Origin of the sequence: Sterolibacterium denitrificans, from assembly GCF_900174485.1 — a bacterium.
Classification (GTDB): Bacteria; Pseudomonadota; Gammaproteobacteria; order Burkholderiales; family Rhodocyclaceae; genus Sterolibacterium; species Sterolibacterium denitrificans.
Map to the genome: position 1 here is coordinate 579,057 of NZ_LT837803.1, position 22,606 is coordinate 601,662.

16 protein-coding genes are annotated in these 22,606 nt (G+C 63.9%); 8 read left to right on the forward strand and 8 right to left on the reverse strand.

The window, feature by feature from the left end:
* Nucleotides 1-127: 127 nt before the first annotated feature.
* The 4 genes from accC to scpA all read right to left on the reverse strand — a co-directional run bounded on the left by accC (nt 128) and on the right by scpA (nt 7,042).
* Nucleotides 128-2,119, reverse strand: coding sequence for an acetyl-CoA carboxylase biotin carboxylase subunit (gene accC / locus SDENCHOL_RS02570; RefSeq protein WP_154715912.1), 1,992 nt, complete (start codon nt 2,117-2,119; stop codon nt 128-130).
* Between the two features lie 110 nt (nt 2,120-2,229).
* Nucleotides 2,230-3,762: an acyl-CoA carboxylase subunit beta gene (locus SDENCHOL_RS02575; protein WP_154715913.1), complete on the reverse strand. Its 1,533-nt coding sequence runs from the start codon at nt 3,760-3,762 to the stop codon at nt 2,230-2,232.
* Nucleotides 3,763-3,833: 71 nt separating this feature from the next.
* The gene (gene meaB, locus SDENCHOL_RS02580) at nt 3,834-4,838 is read right to left on the reverse strand and encodes a methylmalonyl Co-A mutase-associated GTPase MeaB (RefSeq protein WP_154715914.1); all 1,005 of its coding nucleotides are present in this window, start codon (nt 4,836-4,838) and stop codon (nt 3,834-3,836) included.
* A 35-nt stretch (nt 4,839-4,873) separates the two neighbouring features.
* Entirely contained in the window at nt 4,874-7,042 is a 2,169-nt protein-coding gene (scpA, locus tag SDENCHOL_RS02585) for a methylmalonyl-CoA mutase (protein ID WP_154715915.1), read from the reverse strand.
* A gap of 350 nt (nt 7,043-7,392) precedes the next feature.
* Between scpA and SDENCHOL_RS02590 the strand changes: the two genes are divergently transcribed.
* Both SDENCHOL_RS02590 and SDENCHOL_RS02595 read left to right on the forward strand, forming a co-directional pair.
* Entirely contained in the window at nt 7,393-8,241 is an 849-nt protein-coding gene (locus SDENCHOL_RS02590; RefSeq protein WP_154715916.1) for a M48 family metallopeptidase, read from the forward strand.
* Between the two features lie 13 nt (nt 8,242-8,254).
* A complete protein-coding gene (locus SDENCHOL_RS02595) occupies nt 8,255-9,571 on the forward strand; it encodes a hypothetical protein (protein WP_154715917.1) in 1,317 nt (438 codons plus the stop codon).
* 68 nt (nt 9,572-9,639) lie between these two features.
* On the opposite strand, the gene SDENCHOL_RS02600 is transcribed toward SDENCHOL_RS02595, so the two are convergent.
* Nucleotides 9,640-10,842, reverse strand: a complete 1,203-nt coding sequence (locus tag SDENCHOL_RS02600) for an acetyl-CoA C-acyltransferase (protein WP_154715918.1) — start codon at nt 10,840-10,842, stop codon at nt 9,640-9,642.
* 117 nt (nt 10,843-10,959) lie between these two features.
* Between SDENCHOL_RS02600 and SDENCHOL_RS02605 the strand changes: the two genes are divergently transcribed.
* Entirely contained in the window at nt 10,960-12,390 is a 1,431-nt protein-coding gene (locus SDENCHOL_RS02605) for a DHA2 family efflux MFS transporter permease subunit (protein WP_172954976.1), read from the forward strand.
* A 3-nt stretch (nt 12,391-12,393) separates the two neighbouring features.
* Here the strand turns inward: SDENCHOL_RS02605 and SDENCHOL_RS02610 are convergent, their stop codons facing one another.
* From SDENCHOL_RS02610 to metK, 3 genes are all read right to left on the reverse strand, one after another.
* Nucleotides 12,394-13,551 carry a GGDEF domain-containing protein gene (locus SDENCHOL_RS02610; RefSeq protein ID WP_154715920.1) on the reverse strand — a complete coding sequence of 386 codons (1,158 nt, stop codon included), beginning with the start codon at nt 13,549-13,551 and terminating at the stop codon, nt 12,394-12,396.
* A gap of 106 nt (nt 13,552-13,657) precedes the next feature.
* The gene (locus SDENCHOL_RS02615) at nt 13,658-14,455 is read right to left on the reverse strand and encodes an SDR family oxidoreductase (RefSeq protein ID WP_154715921.1); all 798 of its coding nucleotides are present in this window, start codon (nt 14,453-14,455) and stop codon (nt 13,658-13,660) included.
* A 21-nt stretch (nt 14,456-14,476) separates the two neighbouring features.
* Nucleotides 14,477-15,643: a methionine adenosyltransferase gene (gene metK / locus SDENCHOL_RS02620; RefSeq protein WP_154715922.1), complete on the reverse strand. Its 1,167-nt coding sequence runs from the start codon at nt 15,641-15,643 to the stop codon at nt 14,477-14,479.
* Nucleotides 15,644-15,878: 235 nt separating this feature from the next.
* Between metK and SDENCHOL_RS02625 the strand changes: the two genes are divergently transcribed.
* The 5 genes from SDENCHOL_RS02625 (at nt 15,879) to SDENCHOL_RS02645 (ending at nt 22,604) form a co-directional block, all read left to right on the forward strand.
* Nucleotides 15,879-16,739, forward strand: coding sequence for a lysophospholipid acyltransferase family protein (locus tag SDENCHOL_RS02625; protein ID WP_154715923.1), 861 nt, complete (start codon nt 15,879-15,881; stop codon nt 16,737-16,739).
* Nucleotides 16,736-17,620 (forward strand): lipid A biosynthesis acyltransferase, encoded by an 885-nt coding sequence (locus SDENCHOL_RS02630; protein WP_231912892.1) that lies wholly within the window; start codon nt 16,736-16,738, stop codon nt 17,618-17,620. Before SDENCHOL_RS02625 ends, SDENCHOL_RS02630 begins: the two co-directional genes overlap by 4 nt.
* Before the next feature lie 78 nt (nt 17,621-17,698).
* Nucleotides 17,699-18,364: a DUF484 family protein gene (locus tag SDENCHOL_RS02635; RefSeq protein WP_154715924.1), complete on the forward strand. Its 666-nt coding sequence runs from the start codon at nt 17,699-17,701 to the stop codon at nt 18,362-18,364.
* Nucleotides 18,361-19,326: a tyrosine recombinase XerC gene (locus SDENCHOL_RS02640; protein ID WP_154715925.1), complete on the forward strand. Its 966-nt coding sequence runs from the start codon at nt 18,361-18,363 to the stop codon at nt 19,324-19,326. Before SDENCHOL_RS02635 ends, SDENCHOL_RS02640 begins: the two co-directional genes overlap by 4 nt.
* Before the next feature lie 251 nt (nt 19,327-19,577).
* Nucleotides 19,578-22,604, forward strand: coding sequence for a molybdopterin-dependent oxidoreductase (locus tag SDENCHOL_RS02645; RefSeq protein WP_154715926.1), 3,027 nt, complete (start codon nt 19,578-19,580; stop codon nt 22,602-22,604).
* The last annotated feature ends 2 nt before the right edge of the window (nt 22,605-22,606 follow it).

Sequence of the window (22,606 nt, forward strand, 5' to 3'; positions counted from 1 at the left end):
TTTCGCGGGAATGACGACCAAAGAAAGTCTCCGTGGGATGGTCAAAGGTAGTCCCTGTGGGACGTACATTGCTGACTATTCTTTCTAATCAGGTTTTTGTTTGCTTTGCTGCCGGCGCGCCGGACGTTTACTTGAACTCGATGATCACCTCATCAACCGCCAGGCTGTCACCCACCTTGGCGGCGATTTTGTCGACCACGCCGTCCTGCTCGGCCTTGAGTACGTTTTCCATTTTCATCGCTTCGATGACCGCCAACTTCTCGCCGGCCTTGACCTCCTGACCGGGGGTGACGGCGATTTCCCGCAGCAGGCCGGGCATCGGCGAGAGCAGGAAGCGCGAGAGATCGGGCGGCGCCTTGTGCGGCATCAGCTTCTGGAGTTCGGCGACGCGCGCGGTGACGACCATCAGGTCGGCCTGGCTGCCCCAGTGGGTGATGCGGTAGCGCAGGCCGACGCGTTCGACCTGCAGGCAGATCGGCTGGCCGTTGAAGGTGCCCTGATACAGCAGATCGCCGAACTGCCAGTTGCTGCGCACTTCATGGACTTTCCCGGCGTATTCGATGTCATAACCGCCATCGACGGGCTTGGCATCGACGGGGTGATGCGTGTCGTTGATGATCACGACGAAGCCGTTGCCGGGCAGGTAGGCATGGCCGGGCATCTGGCCGGTGATGGTGGCATTGCCGGCCAGCACGCCGCGCTGGATGGCGGCGCCGACGGCAATCAGAATCTCCGGCGCTTCGTGCTGCAATTCGCTGGCGTTGAAGCCCTTGGGATACTCTTCGCCGATCAGGCCGGTGTTGAAATCGCCCGAGACGAAGCGCGGGTTCTGCATCAGCGCCGATTGAAAGCCGATGTTGGAACTCACGCCGCGGATGACGAATTCGTTGAGCGTTTCGCGCATGCGGGCAATGGCCTGCGCGCGCGTGGCAGCGTGGACGATCAGCTTGGCGATCATCGGATCGTAGTACATCGAGATTTCGCCGCCTTCATAGACGCCGGTATCGACGCGAACCTGGCCGGGAATCTCGCGCGGCGGCAGGTATTTCACCAGACGCCCGGTGGAGGGCAGGAAGTTCCTCAGCGGATCTTCGGCGTTGATGCGGCACTCGATCGACCAGCCGTCGAGCTTGATGTCGCCCTGCGCGAACGGCAGCTTCTCGCCGGCAGCCACGCGGATCATCAGTTCGACCAGATCGAGGCCGGTGATCATTTCGGTGACCGGGTGCTCGACCTGCAGGCGGGTGTTCATCTCCAGGAAGTAGAACTGCTTGTCCTTGCCGCCGACGACGAATTCGACGGTGCCCGCGCTCTGGTAGTTGACCGCCTTGGCCAATGCCACCGCCTGTTCGCCCATCGCCTTGCGCGTGGCCGCGTCGATGAAAGGGCTGGGCGCTTCCTCGACGACTTTCTGGTGGCGGCGCTGCAGCGAGCATTCGCGCTCGCCCAGATAGACGACGTTGCCGTGACCGTCGCCGAGCACCTGGATTTCGATGTGGCGCGGTTCCTCGACGTACTTCTCCATGAACACGCGGTCATCGCCGAAGCTGTTCTTGGCTTCGTTGCGGCAGGAGGAAAATCCCTCGTGGCATTCCTGATCGTTGAAGGCCACGCGCAGCCCCTTGCCGCCGCCGCCTGCCGAGGCCTTGATCATCACCGGATAGCCGATGCCCTGGGCGATCTTGACGGCCTGCTCGGGCGATTCGATCGGATCGTTGTAACCGGGAATGATATTGACCCTGGCTTCCTGGGCCAGCTTCTTCGAGGCGATCTTGTCGCCCATCGCCGCCACCGAATGATGCTTCGGGCCGATAAAGATGATGCCGTTTTCTTCCAGCGTGCGCGAGAACTCCTCGTTCTCGGAGAGGAAGCCGTAGCCCGGATGCACGGCTTCGGCGCCGGTCTGCTTGCAGGCGGCGATGATCTTGTCCATGCACAGGTAGGAGTCCTTCGACGGCGCCGGGCCGATGTGCACGGCCTCGTCCGCCAGTTCCACATGGCGCGCGTAGCGGTCGGCGTCGGAGTACACGGCCACCGTCCGGATGCCCATCTTGCGGGCGGTCTTGATGACGCGACAGGCGATTTCTCCCCGGTTCGCGATCAGAATTTTCTTGAACATGTCATGGTCTCCAAGGGGCTGGGTAGCGAGCGCCAGGGATCAGGGAAAGATGCGTGCGCACGTTGCGCATCCGTAACTTTCACTGGCCGCTGGCTCCCGGCCCCGAAAAATCAAAGAGGAATATTGCCGTGCTTGCGCCAGGGGTTGTCGAGCTTCTTGCCCTTCAGCATGGCCAGCGAACGGCAGATGCGCTTGCGCGTTTCGTTCGGCATGATGACGTCGTCGATGAAGCCACGGCTGCCGGCGATGAAGGGATTGGCGAATTTCTGGCGGTATTCCTCGGTGCGCTCGGCGATTTTCTGCGGGTCGCCGATGTCCTTGCGGAAGATGATCTCGACCGCGCCCTTCGGGCCCATGACGGCGATTTCCGCCGACGGCCAGGCGAAGTTCACGTCGCCGCGCAGATGCTTGGAGGACATCACGTCATACGCGCCGCCGTAGGCCTTGCGGGTGATGACGGTGACCTTGGGCACGGTGCATTCGGCGTAGGCATACAGCAGCTTGGCGCCGTGGGTGATGATGCCGCCGTATTCCTGCGAGGTGCCGGGCATGAAGCCGGGCACGTCGACCAGGGTGATCACCGGAATGTTGAAGGCATCGCAGAAACGCACGAAGCGCGCCGCCTTGATCGAAGACTTGATGTCCAGGCAGCCGGCCAGCACCATCGGCTGGTTGGCGACGATGCCGACGGTTTCGCCGTCCATGCGGGCAAAGCCGATGATGATGTTCTTGGCGTAATCGGGCTGCAGTTCGAAGAAGTCGTTGTCATCGACGATCTTGTAGATCAACTCCTTCATGTCGTAGGGCAGGTTGGGGTTGTCCGGCACCAGGCGGTCGAGCGACGGATCGAGCCGTTCGGCCGGATCGGTGGTGTCGCGGTGCGGCGCCTTCTGCTTGTTGTTGAGCGGCAGATAGTTGAAGAAGCGGCGCAGCATCAGCAAGGCATCGACGTCATTGTCGAAGGCCAGGTCGGCCACGCCCGACTTGGTGTTGTGCGTCACCGCGCCGCCGAGTTCCTCGGCGGTCACTTCCTCGTGCGTCACCGTCTTCACCACGTCCGGCCCGGTGACGAACATGTAGGAGGTGTCCTTGACCATGAAGATGAAATCGGTCATCGCCGGCGAGTACACCGCGCCGCCCGCGCAGGGGCCCATGATCAGCGAAATCTGCGGCACCACGCCGGAGGCCAGCACGTTGCGCTGGAACACGTCGGCATAGCCGCCGAGCGAGGCCACGCCTTCCTGGATGCGCGCGCCGCCCGAGTCGTTGAGGCCGATTACCGGCGCGCCGACCTTCATCGCGTGATCCATCACCTTGCAGATCTTTTCCGCATGCGCTTCCGACAATGCGCCGCCGAACACCGTGAAATCCTGCGAGAAGACGAACACCATGCGGCCGTTGATGGTGCCGTAGCCGATCACCACGCCATCGCCCGGAATCTTGGTGTCGGCCATGTCGAAATCGGTGCAGCGGTGCTCGACGAACATGTCCCATTCCTCGAAGGAACCCGGATCGAGCAGCAGCTCGATGCGTTCGCGGGCAGTCAGCTTGCCTTTGGCGTGCTGGGCGTCGATGCGTTTCTCGCCACCGCCCAGACGTGCTGCCGCACGCTTTTCGTCAAGCTGGCGGATGATGTCGTGCATAAGTTCTACTCCTTGATTTCCCCGCAGGGTTGGCTGATGCGAAAGCGAAAAACCGTGAAACCATAAAACCGTCAATTATGCTGCAAGACCGCGAGCAGACGCCAGGCTGCGGCACCTGGCGTGGTGCGGCCTTCGGCGACGGCCTGGCTGATCTCCGGCAAGCTTGCGCGTATCGTCGGGTGACGATGGAAGTACTGGCGCAGGCCGGCGTCGATCATGCTCCACATCCAGTCCACCGCCTGGCGCTGGCGCCGCGCCGCGAATTCGCCGGAGGACTGGAGGGCGGCGCAGAACTTGTCGACCTGCGCCCAGAATTCGCTGATGCCTTCCTTGTGCAGGGCCGACAGGGTGATCACCGGCGGCGTCCAGTGGGGACTGGCCGGGCGCACGAAGTGCAGCGCCTTTTTCCATTGCGCCTGTGCCACGCGCGTGGCGCGCGGATCGATGTCGGCCTTGTTGATGATCACCATGTCGGCCATTTCGACGATGCCTTTCTTGATCGCCTGCAGATCGTCGCCGGCATTCGGCAGTTGCAGCAGGCAGAACATGTCGACCATCCCCGCCACGGCGGTTTCGCTCTGGCCCACGCCGACCGTCTCGATGATGACCACGTCGTAACCCGCCGCCTCGCAGACCAGCATCGCCTCGCGCGTTTTCTCCGCGACGCCGCCCAGCGAGCCGGCCGAGGGGCTGGGGCGGATGAAGGCTTCCTCGCGCTGGCAGAGCTGTTCCATGCGCGTCTTGTCGCCGAGGATGGAGCCGCCGGAAATCGTCGACGAAGGATCGACGGCCAGCACCGCCACGCGCTTGCCCTGCTGGATCAGCCACAGGCCCAGCGCTTCGATGAAGGTCGACTTGCCCGCCCCCGGCACGCCCGAGATGCCGATGCGGATGGCCTTGCCGCTGTGCGGCAACAGGGTATCGAGCACTTGCTGCGCGCGCGTCTGATGATCGGGGCGCGTCGATTCGAGCAGGGTGATGACTTTCGCCAGTGCGCGGCGCTGCGCTGCGCCAGCGGCCAGGATGGCGTCGACGAGTTGCTGATCGGCGGGGGTGAGGGGCTGAGGCGCGCTCATTCCGGGCAGTCTGATGGCGGCTGCGCGGTCATGGTTCAGGCGCGGCGTGCCTTGCGGATTTCTTCCAGTACGCGCTGCGCCGAATCCTCGATGCGCGTACCCGGGCCGAAGATGGCCTTGGCGCCGGCGGCGTAGAGGGCATCGTAGTCCTGCGCCGGGATGACGCCGCCGGCGAAGACGATGATGTCGTCTGCGCCCTGCGCCTTCAGCGCCTGGATCAGTTGCGGCACCAGGGTCTTGTGGCCGGCGGCCAGCGACGAGCAGCCGACGGCATGCACGTCGTTCTCGATGGCCAGGCGCGCGGCTTCTTCCGGCGTCTGGAAGAGCGGGCCGACGTCGATGTCGAAGCCGAGATCGGCGAAGGCCGTGGCGACGACCTTGGCGCCGCGGTCGTGGCCGTCCTGGCCGAGCTTGGCGATCATCACGCGCGGGCGGCGGCCTTCCTCTTCCTTGAATTTCTCGATGTCGGCCTTGAGTGTTTCCCAGCTTTGCTGTCCTTCCACGACGCCTCCATAGACACCCGAGATGGTCTGATTGTTGGCGCGGAAGCGGCCGAACACCTTTTCCAGCGCATCCGATACTTCGCCCAGCGTGGCGCGCAGGCGCATGGCCTTGACGGTCAGATCGAGCAGGTTGCCTTCGCCCGTTTCGGCGCACTGTGTCAGCGCGTCGAGCGCCGCCTGCACCGCCGCGTTGTCGCGTGTGGCGCGGATCTTCTGGATGCTGGCGATCTGCGCCTCGCGCACGGCGTGGTTGTCGATGTCGAGAATCTCGATCTCGTCTTCCTTGGCGAGCTTGTACTTGTTCACGCCGACGATGACGTCCTTGCCCGAGTCGATGCGCGCCTGCTTGTCGGCGGCGCAGGTCTCGACCTGCATCTTGGCCCAGCCGGATTCGACGGCCTTGGTCATGCCGCCCATCGCCTCGATTTCCTCGATGATGCTCCAGGCCTTGTCGGCCATGTCCTGGGTGAGCTTTTCCATCATGTAGGAGCCGGCCCAGGGATCGACGACGTTGCAGATGTGGGTCTCTTCCTGAATGATGAGCTGCGTGTTGCGGGCGATGCGCGCCGAGAAGTCGGTTGGCAGCGCAATGGCTTCGTCCAGCGCGTTGGTGTGCAGCGATTGGGTGCCGCCGAACACTGCCGCCATCGCTTCGATCGTCGTGCGCACGACGTTGTTGTAGGGATCCTGTTCGGTCAACGACCAGCCTGAAGTCTGGCTGTGCGTGCGCAGCATCATCGACTTCGGGCTCTTGGCGTTGAAGCCGCTCATGATGCGATGCCACAAGAGGCGCGCGGCGCGCATCTTGGCGATTTCGAGATAGAAGTTCATGCCCACCGCCCAGAAGAACGACAGGCGGCCGGCGAAGGTGTCGACGTCCATGCCCGAGGCCACGCCGGTGCGCACGTACTCCATGCCGTCGGCCAGGGTGAAGGCCAGTTCGATCGCCTGGTTCGCGCCGGCTTCCTGGATGTGGTAGCCGGAAATCGAAATCGAGTTGAACTTCGGCATGTGCTGCGCCGTGTAGCCGAAGATGTCGGCGATGATCTTCATCGACGGCTTGGGCGGGTAGATGTAGGTGTTGCGGACCATGAACTCCTTGAGGATGTCGTTCTGGATGGTCCCGGTGAGCTGCTCCTGCGCAACGCCCTGTTCCTCGGCGGCGACGATGTAGCCGGCCAGCACCGGCAGCACGGCGCCGTTCATGGTCATCGAAACGGAAATCTTGTCGAGCGGAATGCCGTTGAACAGTACCTTCATGTCCTCGACCGAGTCGATGGCCACGCCGGCCTTGCCGACGTCGCCGACGACGCGCGGATTATCGGAATCGTAGCCGCGGTGGGTGGCCAGGTCGAAGGCCACCGACACGCCCTGGCCGCCGGCGGCGAGCGCCTTGCGGTAGAAGGCGTTGGAGGCTTCGGCGGTCGAGAAGCCGGCGTACTGGCGGATGGTCCACGGCTTCACCGCGTACATCGTCGCCTGCGGGCCGCGCAGGAAGGGCGCGAAGCCGGGCAGCGTGTCGGCGTAGGGCAGATTTTCGGTGTCCGCCTGGGTGTACAGCGGTTTGACGGTGATGCCTTCGGGCGTGGTCCAGTTGAGCTTGTCCAGATTGCCTTCCGGCGCCGACTTGGCCGCGGCCTTGGCCCAGGTTTCGAGAGAGGGGATCTGGATTTCGGTATGGGTGGCGCTTGGTTTGGTCATGGTGGATTTTTGCGCGAAAGACCCGGGAGGGTCGGCAGGCTCGAACCGTGGATGAAACGGAAGCAACGAAAGCAACGGAAAAAGTGGCCGGGCAGATGCGCGATCTGGACAGTAAAGGAGCGGAATAATAACGTACACACAATGGTCTAGCAATACGCTAAGCCATTGTTTCTCAGGACTGATTCCTCATTTTTGGGGATTCCTCCGGTTGTCTGCAAGCACCCGTCTTCGGTCGGCGGGATATAATTTTCGGCATTCGTTTGTTTTTGCCCATCTGTCGAAATCGTGCCACGAAGCCACGAAAACAGGACAGAACCGAACCGAGAACCAACCGTCTGCCCTTGCTCGCCATGCGAAACGTCCTGTCCAGGCTCTTCCGCCGTTATTCGCTGGCCAGCGCCGGCGTCCTGCTCCTTTCCTGCGGCAGCGGAACGGAGGTCATCTCCCATGTACAGGCCAATGACGGCATCCAGATCGGCAAGCCGTCGAAGTTGCGGCAACTGGTGCCGGCAGAAAGTCTGGAGCGCCAGGCCAGCACCGAATATGCGAAGCTCAAGCAGGAGGCCGCCAGCAAGCGCGCCCTGGCGCCGGACAATCATCCCCAGTTGCTGCGTTTGCGGGCGATTGCCGCGCGCATGACGCCGCTGGCCGCGCAATACAACCCGCGCGCGGCGCAATGGCAGTGGGAAATCAATCTGATCGGCTCGAAGCAGGCCAATGCCTTCTGCATGCCGGGCGGCAAGATCGCCTTCTTCAGCGGCCTGCTCGATGAGCTGCAACTGAGCGATGACGAGGTGGCCATGGTCATGGGCCATGAAATCGCCCACGCCCTGCGCGAGCATGCGCGTGCCCAGACGGCCAAGAGCGGCTTGACCAGCCTCGGCGCCGACCTGCTCGGCCAGCTCATCGGGCAGGGCAAGTTTGCCGGCGCTTTCCGCGTCGGCGGCGATCTGCTCAATCTGCGCTTTTCGCGTGACGATGAAAGCGATGCCGACCTCGTTGGCCTGGACCTTGCCGCCCGCGCCGGTTTCGATCCGCGTGCCGGCATCACGTTGTGGCAGAAGATGGATGCGGCCAGCCGCGGCGCGCCGCCGCAGTGGTTGTCGACCCACCCTTCGGGGCCGAATCGCATCCGCGAAATCGAACAGCATCTGCCGCAGGTGATGCCCCTGTACGAAAGGGCGGCCAGCCGCCGCTGAGTGCGGGGCCACGATGCCACGCTGGGCGCGGCGGGTCGTTTCCTCGCTCGTGTATATTTCCCGCATGACCGCCACCACGCCTGTCCGCAGCACCGTCGCTCTGGCGGCGCTGCCTGCGCTTGCGCCATTGGTCGGCATCGACCGGCCGCTGAGCGTGTCGGAGTATTGCCACGCAGCCGTCGGTCATCATCCGCAGTCGCATCTGCGAGCGCGTGAGGCGGTCGTCGTGCTGGAGGGCTGCGGCACGGTGGATCCGGCCGCCTGGCAGGCGGCGCTCGATCGGGTCGCGGCGGTGAATCCGGGGACGCGCCTGCGTTTGCTCGGCAAGCGCCGGCGCGCGCGCTGGGTCAGCGACGGCCCGCCGCCGCAACTGCGCGTGGTCGACGACTGCGCCTGGGACGGCCGCTGCAGCGCAGGCGCCGAGGCGCTGTTTGCCGGGCGGCTGGCGCTGGAAGCCGGCCAGGTGGCGGAAGTCATCGCCGTTCGCGCCCATCCGCAGGCCGGCGAGATGAAGCTGATCTTCCGCGTCTCGCATGCGGCGATGGACGGCGTCGGCGTCATTCATTTCATGCAGGAGACTTTCCGCGCCCTGCGCGGCGACCCCCTGCTTGGCAGCAATGCAGGCTTTACGGATACGGAACTGATGCTCAGCGCATCGCGGCCGGTCACCTGGCCGCCCAGGGCGCAGCTTGCCCACATGACGGGCGGGGCACAGGGCGATGAGCGCGGCGGCATCTGGCGCCGCATCAGCATCGAGGGGCCGCAGCCCAATCTGTTGCCGCGTTTGGTTGCGCTGCTCGGGGAATATGCCCATCGGCACAGCGACAAAATCGCGCGGATTGTCATGCCGTCCAATCTGCGTCGGCATGCGCCGAAGTTGCTGGCAACGGCGAACTTCGTCAACACGCTGTATTTCGACTTGCCGGCCGGCGCCGATCTGGACGTCGAAGACATCAAGGAACGCTTGCGGGTCTTGCATGACGACAATGCCGACCTGAATTTCCACAGGATGTTCGAGCTGCTGCGCCATCTGCCGTTCGCCTGGCTGGATGGCATGCTGGGCGTCACCGAGAAGAGTTATCGCAGCGGCAGGTTTTTTGAAACCGCCGTGCTGTCGATGTTGGGCTCGTACAAGAAGAGCCAGTTCAGCGGCGGCGGGTTCGCGGCCACGACCCTGTACGTCCTGCCGCAACTGGACAATGTTTTCCTCATGGTTGCCGGGCTGCAGGGCAACTACGAAATTACCGTCGGCATGCGCCGGGTCTTTGCCAGCAACGGCCGGCTGGAGGATTTTCTGGCGTATCTGGAGCAGCGGCTCAAGATGGGTTGAGCGCGGGTTGAGCGCCGTTGCCCGATGGTGTGTCAGGCAACGGCGCGGGATATTTCAGATTTCAGATATCAAATGACCTCGAACAGTCCGGCCGCGCCCATGCCGCCGCCGATGCACATCGAGACGACCGCATAGCGCTCGCCGCGCCGCCGCGCTTCGAGCAGCGCCGTGGCCACCAGGCGCGCGCCCGACATGCCGAAGGGGTGGCCGATGGCAATCGCGCCGCCATTCACGTTCAGGCGGTCGTTGGGAATGCCCAGTTGATCGCGGCAATACACCACTTGGCAGGCGAAGGCTTCGTTGATTTCCCAGATGCCGATGTCGGAGACTTTCAGATTGTGGCGCTGCAGCAGCTTCGGAATGGCGAACACCGGGCCGATGCCCATTTCGTCCGGCTTGCAGCCGACCACGGCGAGGCCGCGATAGGCGCCCAGCGGCTGCAGGCCGCGTTCGCGCGCCATGTCGCGGCTCATCAGGACGGATACCGATGCGCCGTCGGAGAGTTGCGAGGCATTGCCGGCGGTGATGTAGCGGCCTTCCTTGACCCACTTGCCATCCTTCCACACCGTTTTCAGGCTGCTCAGGCTTTCCAGCGTGGTGTCTGCGCGCGCGCCTTCGTCCTTGTCCAGGGTCACGCTCTGCTTTTCGGTGGGATTGCCCTCCTTGTCGAAAAGCTGCTTTTCCACCGTCATCGGCACGATTTCGTCGCCGAACTTGCCGGCCGCGGCCGCGGCGGCGTAACGCTGTTGGCTTTGCAGGGCGTATTCATCCTGGGCGGCGCGCGAGATGTCGTAGCGTTCGGAGACGATCTCGGCGGTTTCGATCATCGGGATGTAGGCCGCCGGCTCGGCGGCGACGGCCGCCTTCGACACCGAGCGGTGGGCGTTCTTGTACTTGTTCTGCACCAGTGAAATGGTCTCCAGGCCGCCGGCCACCAGCACGTCGGCCTCGCCGCAGATGATGGTCTTGGCCGCATCGGCGATGGCGATCATGCCCGAGGAGCACATGCGATCCAGCGCCATGCCCGGCACTTCGCGCGGCAGGCCGGCGACGTAGCCGGCCAGGCGGCCGACGGTATAGCCCTGAGTGCCTTGCTGGGCAGCGATGCCCAGGATCACGTCCTCGACTTCGGCCGGATCGATCCTGGCGCGCTCGACGGCCGCGCGGATCACATGGCCGCCCAGGGCCGGCGCCTCGGTGTCGTTGAAGGCGCCACGATAGGCCTTGCCGATGGCGGTGCGCGCAGTGCTGACGATGACGGCTTCTTTCATGAGCTGACCCCGTTGAAGTGATTGAGTGATGGAACGGCTTAGCATCGCGCAATTTGCCGCAGCCGCAATCGTCCGACAAGACTAAGCATGCCGGCCAGCCGCTATACTGCTCGTTCCATGTCGCAGACAGTCACTCCTCCGCCTGGCCCGCCGCAAACCGACAGCGAACGTCACAAATGGTATGTGATGGCGGTGATCGCGCTTGGCACCATCGGCGCGGTCATCCTCAGCACCAGTTTCAACGTTGCCGTGCCGGCCTTGATGCAGCATTTCCATGTCGGCAACGATGAGGTCCAACTGGCCGTCACCACGTTCATGGTGACCAGCACCATCGCCATGTTGCCCACGCCCTGGCTGATCCAGCGGTTCGGCCTGCGCGCCTCCTTCCTGGGCGCGGTGGCCTTGTTGACGGTGTCCAGCCTGGCCGGCAGTTTCAGTCCGAGTTTCAACCTGCTGCTGCTGGCGCGCAGCGTGCAGGGCATTTGTGCCGGCATCCTCTATCCGCTCGGCACGTTTGCCGTCATGTCGTTGTTTCCGCCCTCCCGGCAGGGACGGGCCTCCGGGCTGCTGGGGTTTTCCATCGTCCTCGCGCCGGCCGTTTCACCCGCCCTGGGCGGCGTGATCATCGATCACTACGGCTGGGAGGCCGTGTTCTACATCAGCATCCCATTCTGTCTGATCGCCCTTTTCGGGGGCTGGCGCCACATGCCGGTGCACGATGCCGCGCGGCATCAGGATTTCGACTGGAGCGGCATGCTGCTGCTGTCCACGATGACGCTGGCTTTCCTTGGCACCATCACCCATTTCCAGGGCAGCGGCGAGGGCGATCTCCTGCTTTATGGCGAGTTGCTGCTGGCGATCGGCACCCTGGCCGGTTTTCTGTATCACGCCAAACACAGTCCGCGCGCGCTGGTCGGCATCGAAATCTTCCGCCGGCCGACGCTGGTGATGGGGCTGGCCATTTCGAGCATCTACGGCTTCGGCATCTATGGTTCGACCTATCTGATCCCGCTGTATCTGCAGACCATCATGGGCCTCAGCGCCACGCATGCCGGGGCGATCCTGGTGCCCGGCGGGATCGGTCTGGCGCTCAGTCTGCCGCTGGCCGGCTGGCTGGCCGATCGCACCTCGCCGCGTTTCGTCGTGCTCGGCGGCCTGATCATGCTGGCCTTGTCATTCGCCGGCATGGCGCTGGTGGCGGCACGGGGCGCGTACGACTTTTTCATCGAACTGACCCTCCTCGGTCGCGTGGGCTCGGGTCTGATCATCGCTTCGCTGAATCAGGCGGCGATGCAGGGATTGCATGGCCCGCTGCTGGCCCAGTCGGCGATGTTCATCGGTTATGTGCGCCAGCTGGGCGGCGTGCTGGGCGTGGCCGCGGTCGCCGTGTATATCGCCTGGCGCAGCATCGAGCTGGGCGGCAGCAGCATGGAAAGCCATGCCCATGTTTTCGCCGAGGCTTTCCTGATCTCCACCGTCATTTTCAGTCTGGCGGCCTTCACTGCCTGGCGCATGCGCCCCAACCGCGACAACGATACTGCGGTTTGATTTTCAGGCCAGTTCGATGCGGTTGCGGCCGTTGCGCTTGGCCTGGTAGAGCGCCTGGTCGGCCAGGGTGTAGAGCCGCGTGGCATCGACATGGCCTGGAGAGGACAGTGCCAGACCGGCCGACAGGGTGCAGTGCAGCGCCGTTCCGTTGGCGCGCGTCAGGGCGTGGGTCTCGACCGCCAGCCGGAAGCGCTCGGCAACTTCGACCAGCGCCTCCGACGTGGTGTCCTCGACGATCAGGGCGAATTCCTCGCCACCGACGCGGGCGAAGAAATCGCTGTCGCGCAGGGTCGATGAAATCGTTGCGGCGACATGCCGCAGCAGCGCATCGCCGACCGTGTGGCCGCAGGTGTCATTGACCCGTTTGAAGAAATCGATGTCGATGACGGCCAGCCCCAGCCGCGTGTTGTTGCGCCGGGTGGCTTCGACGGCGCGGCGCATGGCGGCGTCGAAGGCGCGCCGGTTCGGGATGCCGGTCAGCGTATCGAGCAAGGCCATGTCGCGCAATTCGCGCCGGGTGCGATTGGCGGCCAGCAGCATGAAACCGAAGGTTTGCAGGATGCCGATCATGGCCATCGCGGCCATCGGCTGCACCCAACTCATCCAGCCCAGCACGGCTTCGATTTCGACATCCTTCGAGGCGAGGTAGATCACCAGCAGCAGTGCCGGCCCGAGAAAAATTTCCCAGAACGAGGAAAGCGCCAGCACCAGAATCCCGCTGAGGCCTTCCTGGCGGGCGATGTGCAGTTGCAGCAGAACCAGCAACAGAATGGCCACCACATGGCCGGCAACCAGAATGATGATACCGATATAGGTGTCGGGCATGGTCTGGGCGAAATAGCCCAGGCCGGCCAGAACCAGTGTCAGGGTGATCAGGGAGGTGCGCCGGAGGGGCGGTCGTCCGGCGAATTGGCTGAGTCCGTGTACCGCCAGAAAGTCGCCCAGCACGACGAGAAAATAACCGACCACATTGACCAGCATCACCGGCAGGGGATCGCCGATGGCGATCATGCCGATGCCGAGCATGCGGCTCACCGCCCCGGCTGCCCAGTGGGCCGGGCCGCGCATGTTTTTGTGGATGCGCCAGTTGACCAGTAATACGATCAGCGAAGCTGCCAGCAAAGGCAGCAACGTGAGGGCAAAAATCTGGATCTCGAACATGATTCCGCATCCTATCCCAGATAGGCGTCATCGTTCCGGGTTCTTGGCGTCATCCGATGCGGACCGTCGGCGCGGGTGAGCATCGAGGCATCAACATATCAACGCATCAACGCATGTATTCGCCACCATTGGCATCGAGGCAGGCGCCGGTGATGGCGCGGGCGTAATCCGAGGCCAGCATCAGCGCCGCGCGGGCGCAGTCGTCGTCGGTGACCATCTTGCCCAGCGGGATGTTGGCCTCGATGTCCGACAGCACTGCGGCTTCGCTGCGCTTTTGGTGTTGCGCCAGCATGCGGATGGCTTGCTGCACCGGCACGCCCCACATCCAGCCCATGAAGATGCTGTTCACGCGGATGCCGTGGCGTCCGACCTCCTGGGCAAGATAGCGCGCGGCGGTTTCCTGCGCGGCCTTGGACGCGGCATAAGCGCCTTCACCCGGATAGGGTTTGCGTGTCGCCATGGTGTTGATCATGACGATGGCGCCGCCGTCGTTGCGTTTCATCTGCGCGACGACGGCCTGCGTCAGGCGCAGCGTGCCGACGACGTTGGTGTTGAAAATCCGCTGCCAGCCGTCGAGGTCGCTCTGCGCCACCGGGTCGAAACTGCCGTGCTCGTAAGCGCTGTTGATGAGTACATCGATGCGCCCGCAGCGGCGCACGGTTTCTTCCACCAGCTGTGCGCACTGGGCCGCATCGTTGATGTCCGTCGGCACTTTGAGCACCGTGCAATCCGCTGCCGTCGCGCCCAGTGCGTGAATCGCCGCTTCCGTCGCATCGAGTTTTTCCGGCGTGCGCGCGGCGCAGACCACGGCCCGCGCGCCTTCGCGCGCCGCTTCGACGGCCAGCTTGATACCCAGCCCCGGACCGATGCCGGAGATGATGACGACTTTGTCCTTGAGCAGCATGTGCGGATCGCCTTCAGCGCGTCAAAGTCCGGCGTCGGCCTTCAGGGCGGCGGCCTTGTCGGTCGCTTCCCAGGTGAATTCCGGTTCGTCGCGGCCGAAGTGGCCGTAGGCCGCCGTCTTGCTGTAGATCGGACGCAGCAGGTCGAGCGCCTGGATGATGCCCTTGGGGCGCAGGTCGAAATGGGCGCGGATCAGTTCGACGATCTTTTCATCGCTGATCCTGCCGCTGCCAAAGGTGTTGACCATCAGCGAAACCGGCTTGGCCACGCCGATGGCGTAGGCAATCTGGACTTCGCAGCGTTCGGCCAGGCCGGCGGCGACGATGTTCTTCGCCACGTAGCGGCCGGCGTAGGCGGCCGAGCGGTCGACCTTGGACGGATCCTTGCCGGAGAAGGCGCCGCCGCCGTGACGCGCCGCGCCGCCGTAGGTATCGACGATGATCTTGCGCCCGGTCAGGCCGCAGTCGCCGTGCGGTCCGCCGACGACGAAGCGGCCGGTCGGATTGATCAGGTAGCGGGTATTGCCGTTCAGCAATTCCTGCGGCAGCACGGGCTTGACGATTTCCTCGATGACGGCTTCCGACAGGTGCTCATGCGTGATGCCGGGATCGTGCTGGGTGGAGACCACCACGGTGTCGATGGCGACCGGCTTGCCATCGACATAGCGCACGCTGAGCTGGCTCTTGGCATCGGGACGCAGGCCGGGGAAGCGCCCGTCCTTGCGCACCTCGGCCTGGCGCTGCATGATGCGGTGAGCATAGTAGATGGGCAGCGGCATCAGGCTGGGCGTCTCGTTGCAGGCATAGCCGAACATCAGACCCTGGTCGCCGGCGCCCTGGTCGAGATCCAGCCCCTCGCCTTCATTGACGCCCTGGGCGATGTCGGGCGACTGGCGATTGAGCGCAGTGAGCACGGCGCAGGACTTGTAGTCGAAACCGATTTCGGAATTGTCGTAACCGATGCGGCGCACCACATCGCGGGCAATTTCCATGTAATTGATGTGGGCGGCGGTGGTGATCTCGCCGGAAATGACGATCAAGCCGGTCGATACCAGCGTTTCGCAGGCAACCCGGCCCAGGGTGTCTTCGGCAAGAATGGCGTCGAGGACGGCATCGGAAATCTGGTCGGCGACTTTGTCGGGGTGGCCTTCGGAAACCGATTCCGATGAGAAAAGATAGTCTTGCGACATGTTGCGTGCGTCTCCTGATTGAACTCCCCGGATTCAGCATGACGACATGCGGCTCGCTGCAGGTTCCGGGGGGAGACCAGGCGACGCTTTAGCAGTATTTTGTCCGTCCGCTCACGGAAGTTCGCGGAATCTCCGCCCTGCAAGTTGTCCTGATTAACTCGGCGGAAGCGATAATGCTATCCTCTTTTGCCTTTCACGGTCAAACCGCAGGTTTCCGCCTGCGCATCCTTCAGCAATGTCATTCCTGTTCAGTCTGCTATCCCGTCTGCCGCTATCGATTCTGCACAACCTCGGCGCCCTGCTCGGCTGGATCGTCTATCTGGCCTCGCCGACCTACCGGCGCCATCTGCGCGAGAACACCGCGCAGGCCGGCCCCTGGGCGGTGGCTGCGCGCGCCGCCGCCATTGCCGAAGCCGGCAAGGGATTGCTGGAGTTGCCTTACATCTGGTTGCGCCCGCAGGCGCAGGTGATTGGCCAGGTCATGCGCGTCACGGGCTGGGAGCTGATTGAAGCGGCCTGGCGCGAGGAGCGCGGCATCCTGTTGCTGACGCCTCATCTGGGCTGCTTCGAGATCACCGCGCAATACTACGGTTCGTTCCGGCCGATCACCGTGCTCTACCGGCCGCCCAAGCTGGCCTGGCTGCAGCCGCTGATGGAAAAGGGGCGCGGCACGCATCTCAAGCTGGCGCCGGCGGATCTGGGCGGCGTGCGCAGCCTGATGAAGGCGCTGCGCAGGAAAGAGGCCGTCGGCATGCTGCCCGACCAGGTGCCCGGTCGCGGCGAAGGCATCTGGGCGCCGTTCTTCGGCAAGCCGGCCTATACCATGACGCTGGCGGCGCGCCTCGCCGAGAGTGATGACGTCACGGTGCTGCTCATCCATGCCGAACGGCTGGCCTATGGCGCCGGCTATCACGTGGTGGTGCAACCGCTCGGCGCCCCGCTGGCCGAAACCCTGGAAGCGCGCGTCGCGCAATTCAACGCGGCGCTGGAAAGCCTCATCGAAACCTATCCGGAGCAATATCTCTGGAGCTACAACCGCTACAAGGCGCCGGCCGGCGCCTTGCCGCCGGGGGCGGATGCCGGAGCCGGCGCATGATGACCCGCCTCGCCCTGGTTCTGATGTGGCTGCTGCATTTCCTGCCCCTGCCGCTGCAGGCCACGCTTGGCCGCGGACTGGGTCTGCTGCTGTACTGGCTGGTCGGCAAGCGCCGCCGCATTGCGCTGACCAACCTGCGTCTGTGCTTTCCGCAATTGAGCGAGGCCGAGCGCAACACGCTGGTGCGCCGCCATTTCGCCGTCTTCGGCCGCAGTTTCATCGAGCGCGGCCTGCTCTGGTGGGCCTCGCCGGCACGCCTGCGGCGCATCGTTCGTGTCGAAGGCATGCAGCATCTCGATGCGCAGTCGGGCCGTCCGGTGATCCTGCTGGTGCCGCATTTCGTCGGCCTGGACATGGGCTGGACGCGCCTGACGCTGGAGCGCGACATGGTCAGCATCTATGCCAACCAGAAGAATCTGCTGTTCAATGCCGCGCTGTATCGGGGCCGTTTGCGCTTCGGCAATTCACAGTTGCTGTCGCGCCAGCAGGGCACCCGTCCGGCATTGCGCGCGATGCGCTCCGGCATGCCGTTCTATTACCTGCCCGATATGGATTACGGTGAGCGCGATACCATTTTCGTGCCTTTCTTCGGCGTGCCGGCGGCAACCATCACCGGGCTGTCGCGCCTGGCGCGCATGGGCAAGGCCGTGGTGCTGCCGGTGATCACGCGCATGCTGCCTGGCGGACGGGGCTACGTGGTGGAAATCCAGGCGCCCTGGACGGATTTCCCCGGCGAGAGCATCGAGGCGGATACCCGGCGCATGAATGCCTATATTGAAAACGAGGTGCTCAAGCTGCCGGAGCAGTATTTCTGGCTGCACAAGCGCTTCAAGACCCGCCCGCCCGGCGAGTCCGGCCATTACGAAAAGAAGCGGGATTGACGGCCTAATCGCGCATAGCCGCGGCGGCCGGATCGGTTAGCATCCACCATTCCCCGTACTTTGCGCAGCGCACGAATCATGAAGATTGAACTCGATGCCAATGATGTCGCCGCCTATCTCAAGGCGCATCCCGATTTCTTCAATCTGTATGCCGACCTGCTGGCGCAGATCGTCATCAACGATCCGCACAATGGCCGCGCCGTCTCGATCACCGAGCGACAGCTCGGCGCCCTGCGCGACCGCAACAAGCAATTGGAAGCCAAGCTTGCCGAGCTGATCCGCTTCGGCGAGGAGAATGACGTCATTTCCGAAAAGCTGCACCGGATGACGCTGGCGCTGATTGCGGCGGAGAGCTTTCCCGCCGTCGTCCGCATTCTCCATGAGCATCTGGGCGGCGCTTTCGATGTGCCGCATGTCGCGCTGCGTCTGTGGGAGGTCGGCGGGCTTGACTCGCTGGCCGACTTCTCGCCGGCCGACGAGGATACCAAACGCTTTGCCACCGGACTCAAGCATCCCTATTGCGGTTCGAGCGCCGGTCTGGAGGCGCTCTCCTGGCTTGCCAGCGGGGTGCGCTCGACCGCCCTGGTGCCGCTGCGGCGCGGCGCGGATACCATCGGTCTGCTGATGCTGGGCAGCGAGGAAGCGCAGCGCTTCTATCCGGAAATGGGCACGCTGTTTCTTGCGCGCATCGGCGATTGCGCGGCCGCTGCCGTGCTGCGGACGCTTGAACCGGCGCAGGCATGAGCCGGACGGGCGGCGATGCGCACAGCCTGATCGACGCCTTTCTTGCCGCCCAGGCGCACGAACGGCAGGCCAGCCGCCATACACTCGATGCCTATCGCCGTGATCTTGCCGCGCTGCTGCGCCTGAGCGGCGCGAATTCGGCAGCCGCGCTGCGCGGGTTGGATAGCCATGGGATCCGCCGCTGCGCCATGCAACTGCATGCCGCCGGCAATGCGCCACGCTCCATCGCGCGCAGATTGTCCGCCTGGCGCAGCTTTTATCGCTGGCTGGCGCGCAACGCATCGCCGGAAGCCGGGACTGCCGCCGGGCTGCGCGTCAATCCTTGCGATGGCGTCCGCTCGCCGAAGAAGCGTCAGGCGCTGCCCAAGGCGCTTTCAGTCGAACAAGGGGCAGCGTTGCTGGAGCGTGACGTGGGAGGTGCGGAAGATGCGGCGGATGAAGGACGGCATGCGGCCCTGCTGCGGTTGCGCGATCATGCCATTCTCGAACTCTTTTATTCCTCCGGCCTGCGCTTGGCCGAACTGGCCGCTCTCGACTGCAACGGTGGTCTGGATCTGGTAGCCGGCGAAGTCGGCGTCACCGGCAAGCGCGGCAAGTCGCGGATCGTGCCGCTTGGCCGCCAGGCGCGCGCGGCGCTGCAGTCCTGGCTGGCACGGCGTCATGAGCTGGCGGCGGCCGGCGAGCCGGCGTTGTTCGTCAGCCTGCGCGGCACGCGCCTGGCGCCACGCAGCATCGAGCAGCGCCTGGCACGCTGGGCGCAGGGCAGCGGCATCCGGCTGCATCCGCACATGCTGCGTCACTCCTTTGCCTCGCATGTACTGCAATCCTCCGGCGACCTGCGCGCGGTACAGGAAATGCTCGGTCATGCCAGCATCGCCACCACGCAGGTGTATACGCATCTGGATTATCAACACTTGGCCAAAGTCTATGACGCGGCCCATCCACGGGCACGCAAGCGCTGACTTGGAGCGGGCTCGGACCCGTATCGGACGGGGGTTGCCCAAATTAGGCAAAGGTGCTGATCCGCAGGGGGCGCCCGGGAGGGCAGGCTTGTACAATCCGCCCTGGTTTACGCATAATCACAGGTTCCGTCGGTACGGTCGGCAGGAGCGACCTGCTGACTCGGTCGAGTCGGCTGCGCAGCATCACAGGATGCGGGACGGGATCTGGTTTCTGACGCCAAGTTTCGGCAAGTTATCCGCAGGGGTGATTCATGGGCATACTCGCAACATCCAATCTCGTTTCGGCCAGCCGGCGCAAGTTTCTCGTCATGGCCGGGATGGCCAGCGCGGCCGGCGCCGCAGTCGGCCTGTTCGGCTGCAGCCGGGCGCCGCTGCAGCACTTCAAGGGAACCACGGCCAGCGGTCGTTTCGACCTCGGTCCGCGCACCACGCCCAAGCTCGGTAACTGGCAGGATCTTTACCGCCAGCGCTGGACCTGGGACAAGGTGGCCAAAGGCTCGCACGGCTGGGCCAACTGCCGCTCGGCCTGCGAGTGGGATCTCTACGTCAAGGACGGCGTGGTGGTGCGCGAGGAGCAATCCGCCACCTACGAGGCTTCGGAACCGGGCATTCCCGACTTCAATCCGCGCGGCTGCCAGAAGGGCGCGTGTTATACGGAAGTGATGTACGGGCCGTCGCGCACCACCGTGCCGCTGAAGCGCGTCGGCCCGCGCGGTTCCGGCAAGTGGGAAAAAATCTCCTGGGAACAGGCGCTGAGGGAAATTGCCGTCAAGACCGTCGATGCCGCCGAAAAATGGGGTACCGACACGATCTATCAGGATCTCGGCCCCAACTTCGACTTCGGCGCCAGTACGGCCGGGCGTTTCAAGTTCCAGTTCATGGCCGGCGGCATCTTTGCCGACAACTGGGCGGAAATCGGCGACCTCAACGTCGGCGCTTCGATCACCGTCGGCGCCGCTCACCTGGGCGGTTCCGCCGATGAATGGTTTCTTTCCGACTTCATCGTGGTCTGGATGATGAATCCTTCGGTGACCCAGATTCCCGATGCGCACTTCCTCTACGAGGCGCGCTACAACGGTACCGAACTGTGCGTCATCGATCCGCAGTACTCGGCCACGGCGATCCATGCCGATCAGTGGCTGCCGCTTGAATCCGGCACCGATGCGGCGCTGGGCCTGGCCGTCGCCCGCTACCTGCTGGACACGGGCGCCATCGATCTGCCTTATATCCGCGAGCAGACCGACCTGCCGCTGCTGGCCCGCCTGGATACCGGCCGCTTCCTGCGCGAGTCGGATCTCAAGGCCGGCGGTGATGAAGACCAGCTCTACATGTGGCATCCGCAGAAAAACGCGGCCGTCCCCGCGCCCGGCTGTCTGAAGAACACCACGCGCAGCCTCAAGCTCGACTTCGAGCCGCCCATCGACGGTCAATGGAAAATCAAGCTGGCCAATGGCGAGGAAGTGGTGGTGGTGCCGGTTGGCGCGATGCTGAAGGAACACCTCGATCCGTGGACCTTCGAGCATGCGGCCCAGGTCACCCATCTGCACATCGACCAGATCCGGAAATTCGCCGAAGGCTGGGCCAAGGCCGAGCGGCCGATGGTGCTGTCGTCGTGGGGCTCGAACCGCTATGTCCATTCCGACCTGATGAACCGCACCAAGATGCTGCTGCTGATGCTGAAGGGTGCCCTGGGCAAGAAAGGCGCAGGCTATCAGGCGACCGGCTGGGTGGATCTGGACGGCTTCGGCAATGCCATGCAGATGGAAAAAAGCGGCATGACCGGCCGCCTGGCGGTGATGCTCAATGCCATGCCGCCCAAGGAACTGTTCAACGCCATCGTCGACATCATCAAGAAGCGCAAGACCGAAAACGACGTCGCGCTGGAAGGCGAGAACAACTACCTGCGCAACAAATTGTGTACCAGCGACGTGGTCGAAGTGAACCTGAAATCGGAAGGCTACCGCGCCGCTCTCAGCAAGGAACAGGAAGGGCTTTATCCGCGCGAGCTGTCCGACTACTACGACGAGGCGCACGAGAAAGGCTGGGCACCTGGCCTGCCGCGCAAGAACACGCCGAAAATCTTCTTCAGCGGCGGCTCCAACCTCCTGCGTCGCAACAACCTGCCGCAATACCTGAAGGCGCATATCTGGGATCAGATGGATTGCATCGTCGACGTCAATCCCAAGTATTCCTACACCGGCACCCAGGCCGACTACATCCTGCCGGCGGCCGGCTGGTACGAGAAGACCGGCATCAAGTACACCATGTCCTACATCCCTTACCTGCACTATTGCGATGCGGCCGTGCCGCCGCTGGCGGAAAGCAAGGGCGAATGGGAAATCTACTGGTTGCTGACGCGTGAAATGGAGAACTACGCCAAGGAAAAGAACCAGCCGATCCTGGATGGCTGCGGGCGTGGCACGATCGACATGAAGACCATCCACCAGCGCTACACCAACCAGGGCGACCTGGGGCAGCATGATCAGGACAAGGTCACCGAGGAAATCCTGCGTTCCGAATCGACCAAGGGCATGACCGTCGAAGGCCTGCGCCAGACCGGCATCGCCAAGTACACCGCCACCGGCAAGAACGTCCAGGCCACCGCACTCAACAATCCGGACTGGAAGGGCGAAGGCGTGCTCACCACGCTGACCCGCTTCACGGTGCACAAGGAACCCTGGCCGACCTACAGCGGCCGCATTTCCAGCTTCATCGATCACCCCTGGTTCATCGAAGGGCACGAACAGTTCGCCACCCACAAGGACAGCCCCAAGGCCGGCGGCGACTATCCGTTCATCTTCGTCAGCTGCCACGCGCGCTGGTCGATTCACTCGACCTGGCGCGATACGCCGATGATGCTGCGTCTGCAGCGCGGCGAGCCGCTGGTGTATCTGAATCCCACCGATGCCGCGAAGATCGGCGTCAAGGATTTCGAATACGTCGAGATCTACAACAACTACGGCTCGATCCGCATGCGCCTGAAAGTCACGGCGATGGTGCGTCCGGGCGTGGCCTACTACTACCACGCCTGGGAACCGCATCAGTTCCCGAATCACGAGTCCTACAAGAACCTGATCCCCGGTATCGTGCAGCCCTTGCACTATGCTGGCGGCTACGGGCACATCAACCATGCGCTCAACCGCTTCCAGCCGGGCAGCGCCGTGCAGGACACGCGCATCGGCATCAAGCCCTGGACGGGTCAAGCCACCGGCGTCAAACCCGTGGTGGTGACGGCTGAAGAGGCTGCCATCGCCGAGCGCGCCAACCAGGCCATTTGAGT

Bases quoted from the DNA above. Each gene is read 5' to 3' on its own strand.
- accC (WP_154715912.1), bottom strand. From the start codon at position 2,119: ATGTTCAAGAAAATTCTGATCGCGAACCGGGGAGAAATCGCCTGTCGC.
- SDENCHOL_RS02575 (WP_154715913.1), bottom strand. From the start codon at position 3,762: ATGCACGACATCATCCGCCAGCTTGACGAAAAGCGTGCGGCAGCACGT.
- SDENCHOL_RS02645 (WP_154715926.1), top strand. From the start codon at position 19,578: ATGGGCATACTCGCAACATCCAATCTCGTTTCGGCCAGCCGGCGCAAG.
- SDENCHOL_RS02615 (WP_154715921.1), bottom strand. From the start codon at position 14,455: ATGCTGCTCAAGGACAAAGTCGTCATCATCTCCGGCATCGGTCCGGGG.
- meaB (WP_154715914.1), bottom strand. From the start codon at position 4,838: ATGAGCGCGCCTCAGCCCCTCACCCCCGCCGATCAGCAACTCGTCGAC.
- SDENCHOL_RS02640 (WP_154715925.1), top strand. From the start codon at position 18,361: ATGAGCCGGACGGGCGGCGATGCGCACAGCCTGATCGACGCCTTTCTT.
- SDENCHOL_RS02630 (WP_231912892.1), top strand. From the start codon at position 16,736: ATGATGACCCGCCTCGCCCTGGTTCTGATGTGGCTGCTGCATTTCCTG.
- scpA (WP_154715915.1), bottom strand. From the start codon at position 7,042: ATGACCAAACCAAGCGCCACCCATACCGAAATCCAGATCCCCTCTCTC.
- metK (WP_154715922.1), bottom strand. From the start codon at position 15,643: ATGTCGCAAGACTATCTTTTCTCATCGGAATCGGTTTCCGAAGGCCAC.
- SDENCHOL_RS02635 (WP_154715924.1), top strand. From the start codon at position 17,699: ATGAAGATTGAACTCGATGCCAATGATGTCGCCGCCTATCTCAAGGCG.
- SDENCHOL_RS02595 (WP_154715917.1), top strand. From the start codon at position 8,255: ATGCCACGCTGGGCGCGGCGGGTCGTTTCCTCGCTCGTGTATATTTCC.
- SDENCHOL_RS02610 (WP_154715920.1), bottom strand. From the start codon at position 13,551: ATGTTCGAGATCCAGATTTTTGCCCTCACGTTGCTGCCTTTGCTGGCA.
- SDENCHOL_RS02600 (WP_154715918.1), bottom strand. From the start codon at position 10,842: ATGAAAGAAGCCGTCATCGTCAGCACTGCGCGCACCGCCATCGGCAAG.
- SDENCHOL_RS02590 (WP_154715916.1), top strand. From the start codon at position 7,393: ATGCGAAACGTCCTGTCCAGGCTCTTCCGCCGTTATTCGCTGGCCAGC.
- SDENCHOL_RS02605 (WP_172954976.1), top strand. From the start codon at position 10,960: ATGTCGCAGACAGTCACTCCTCCGCCTGGCCCGCCGCAAACCGACAGC.
- SDENCHOL_RS02625 (WP_154715923.1), top strand. From the start codon at position 15,879: ATGTCATTCCTGTTCAGTCTGCTATCCCGTCTGCCGCTATCGATTCTG.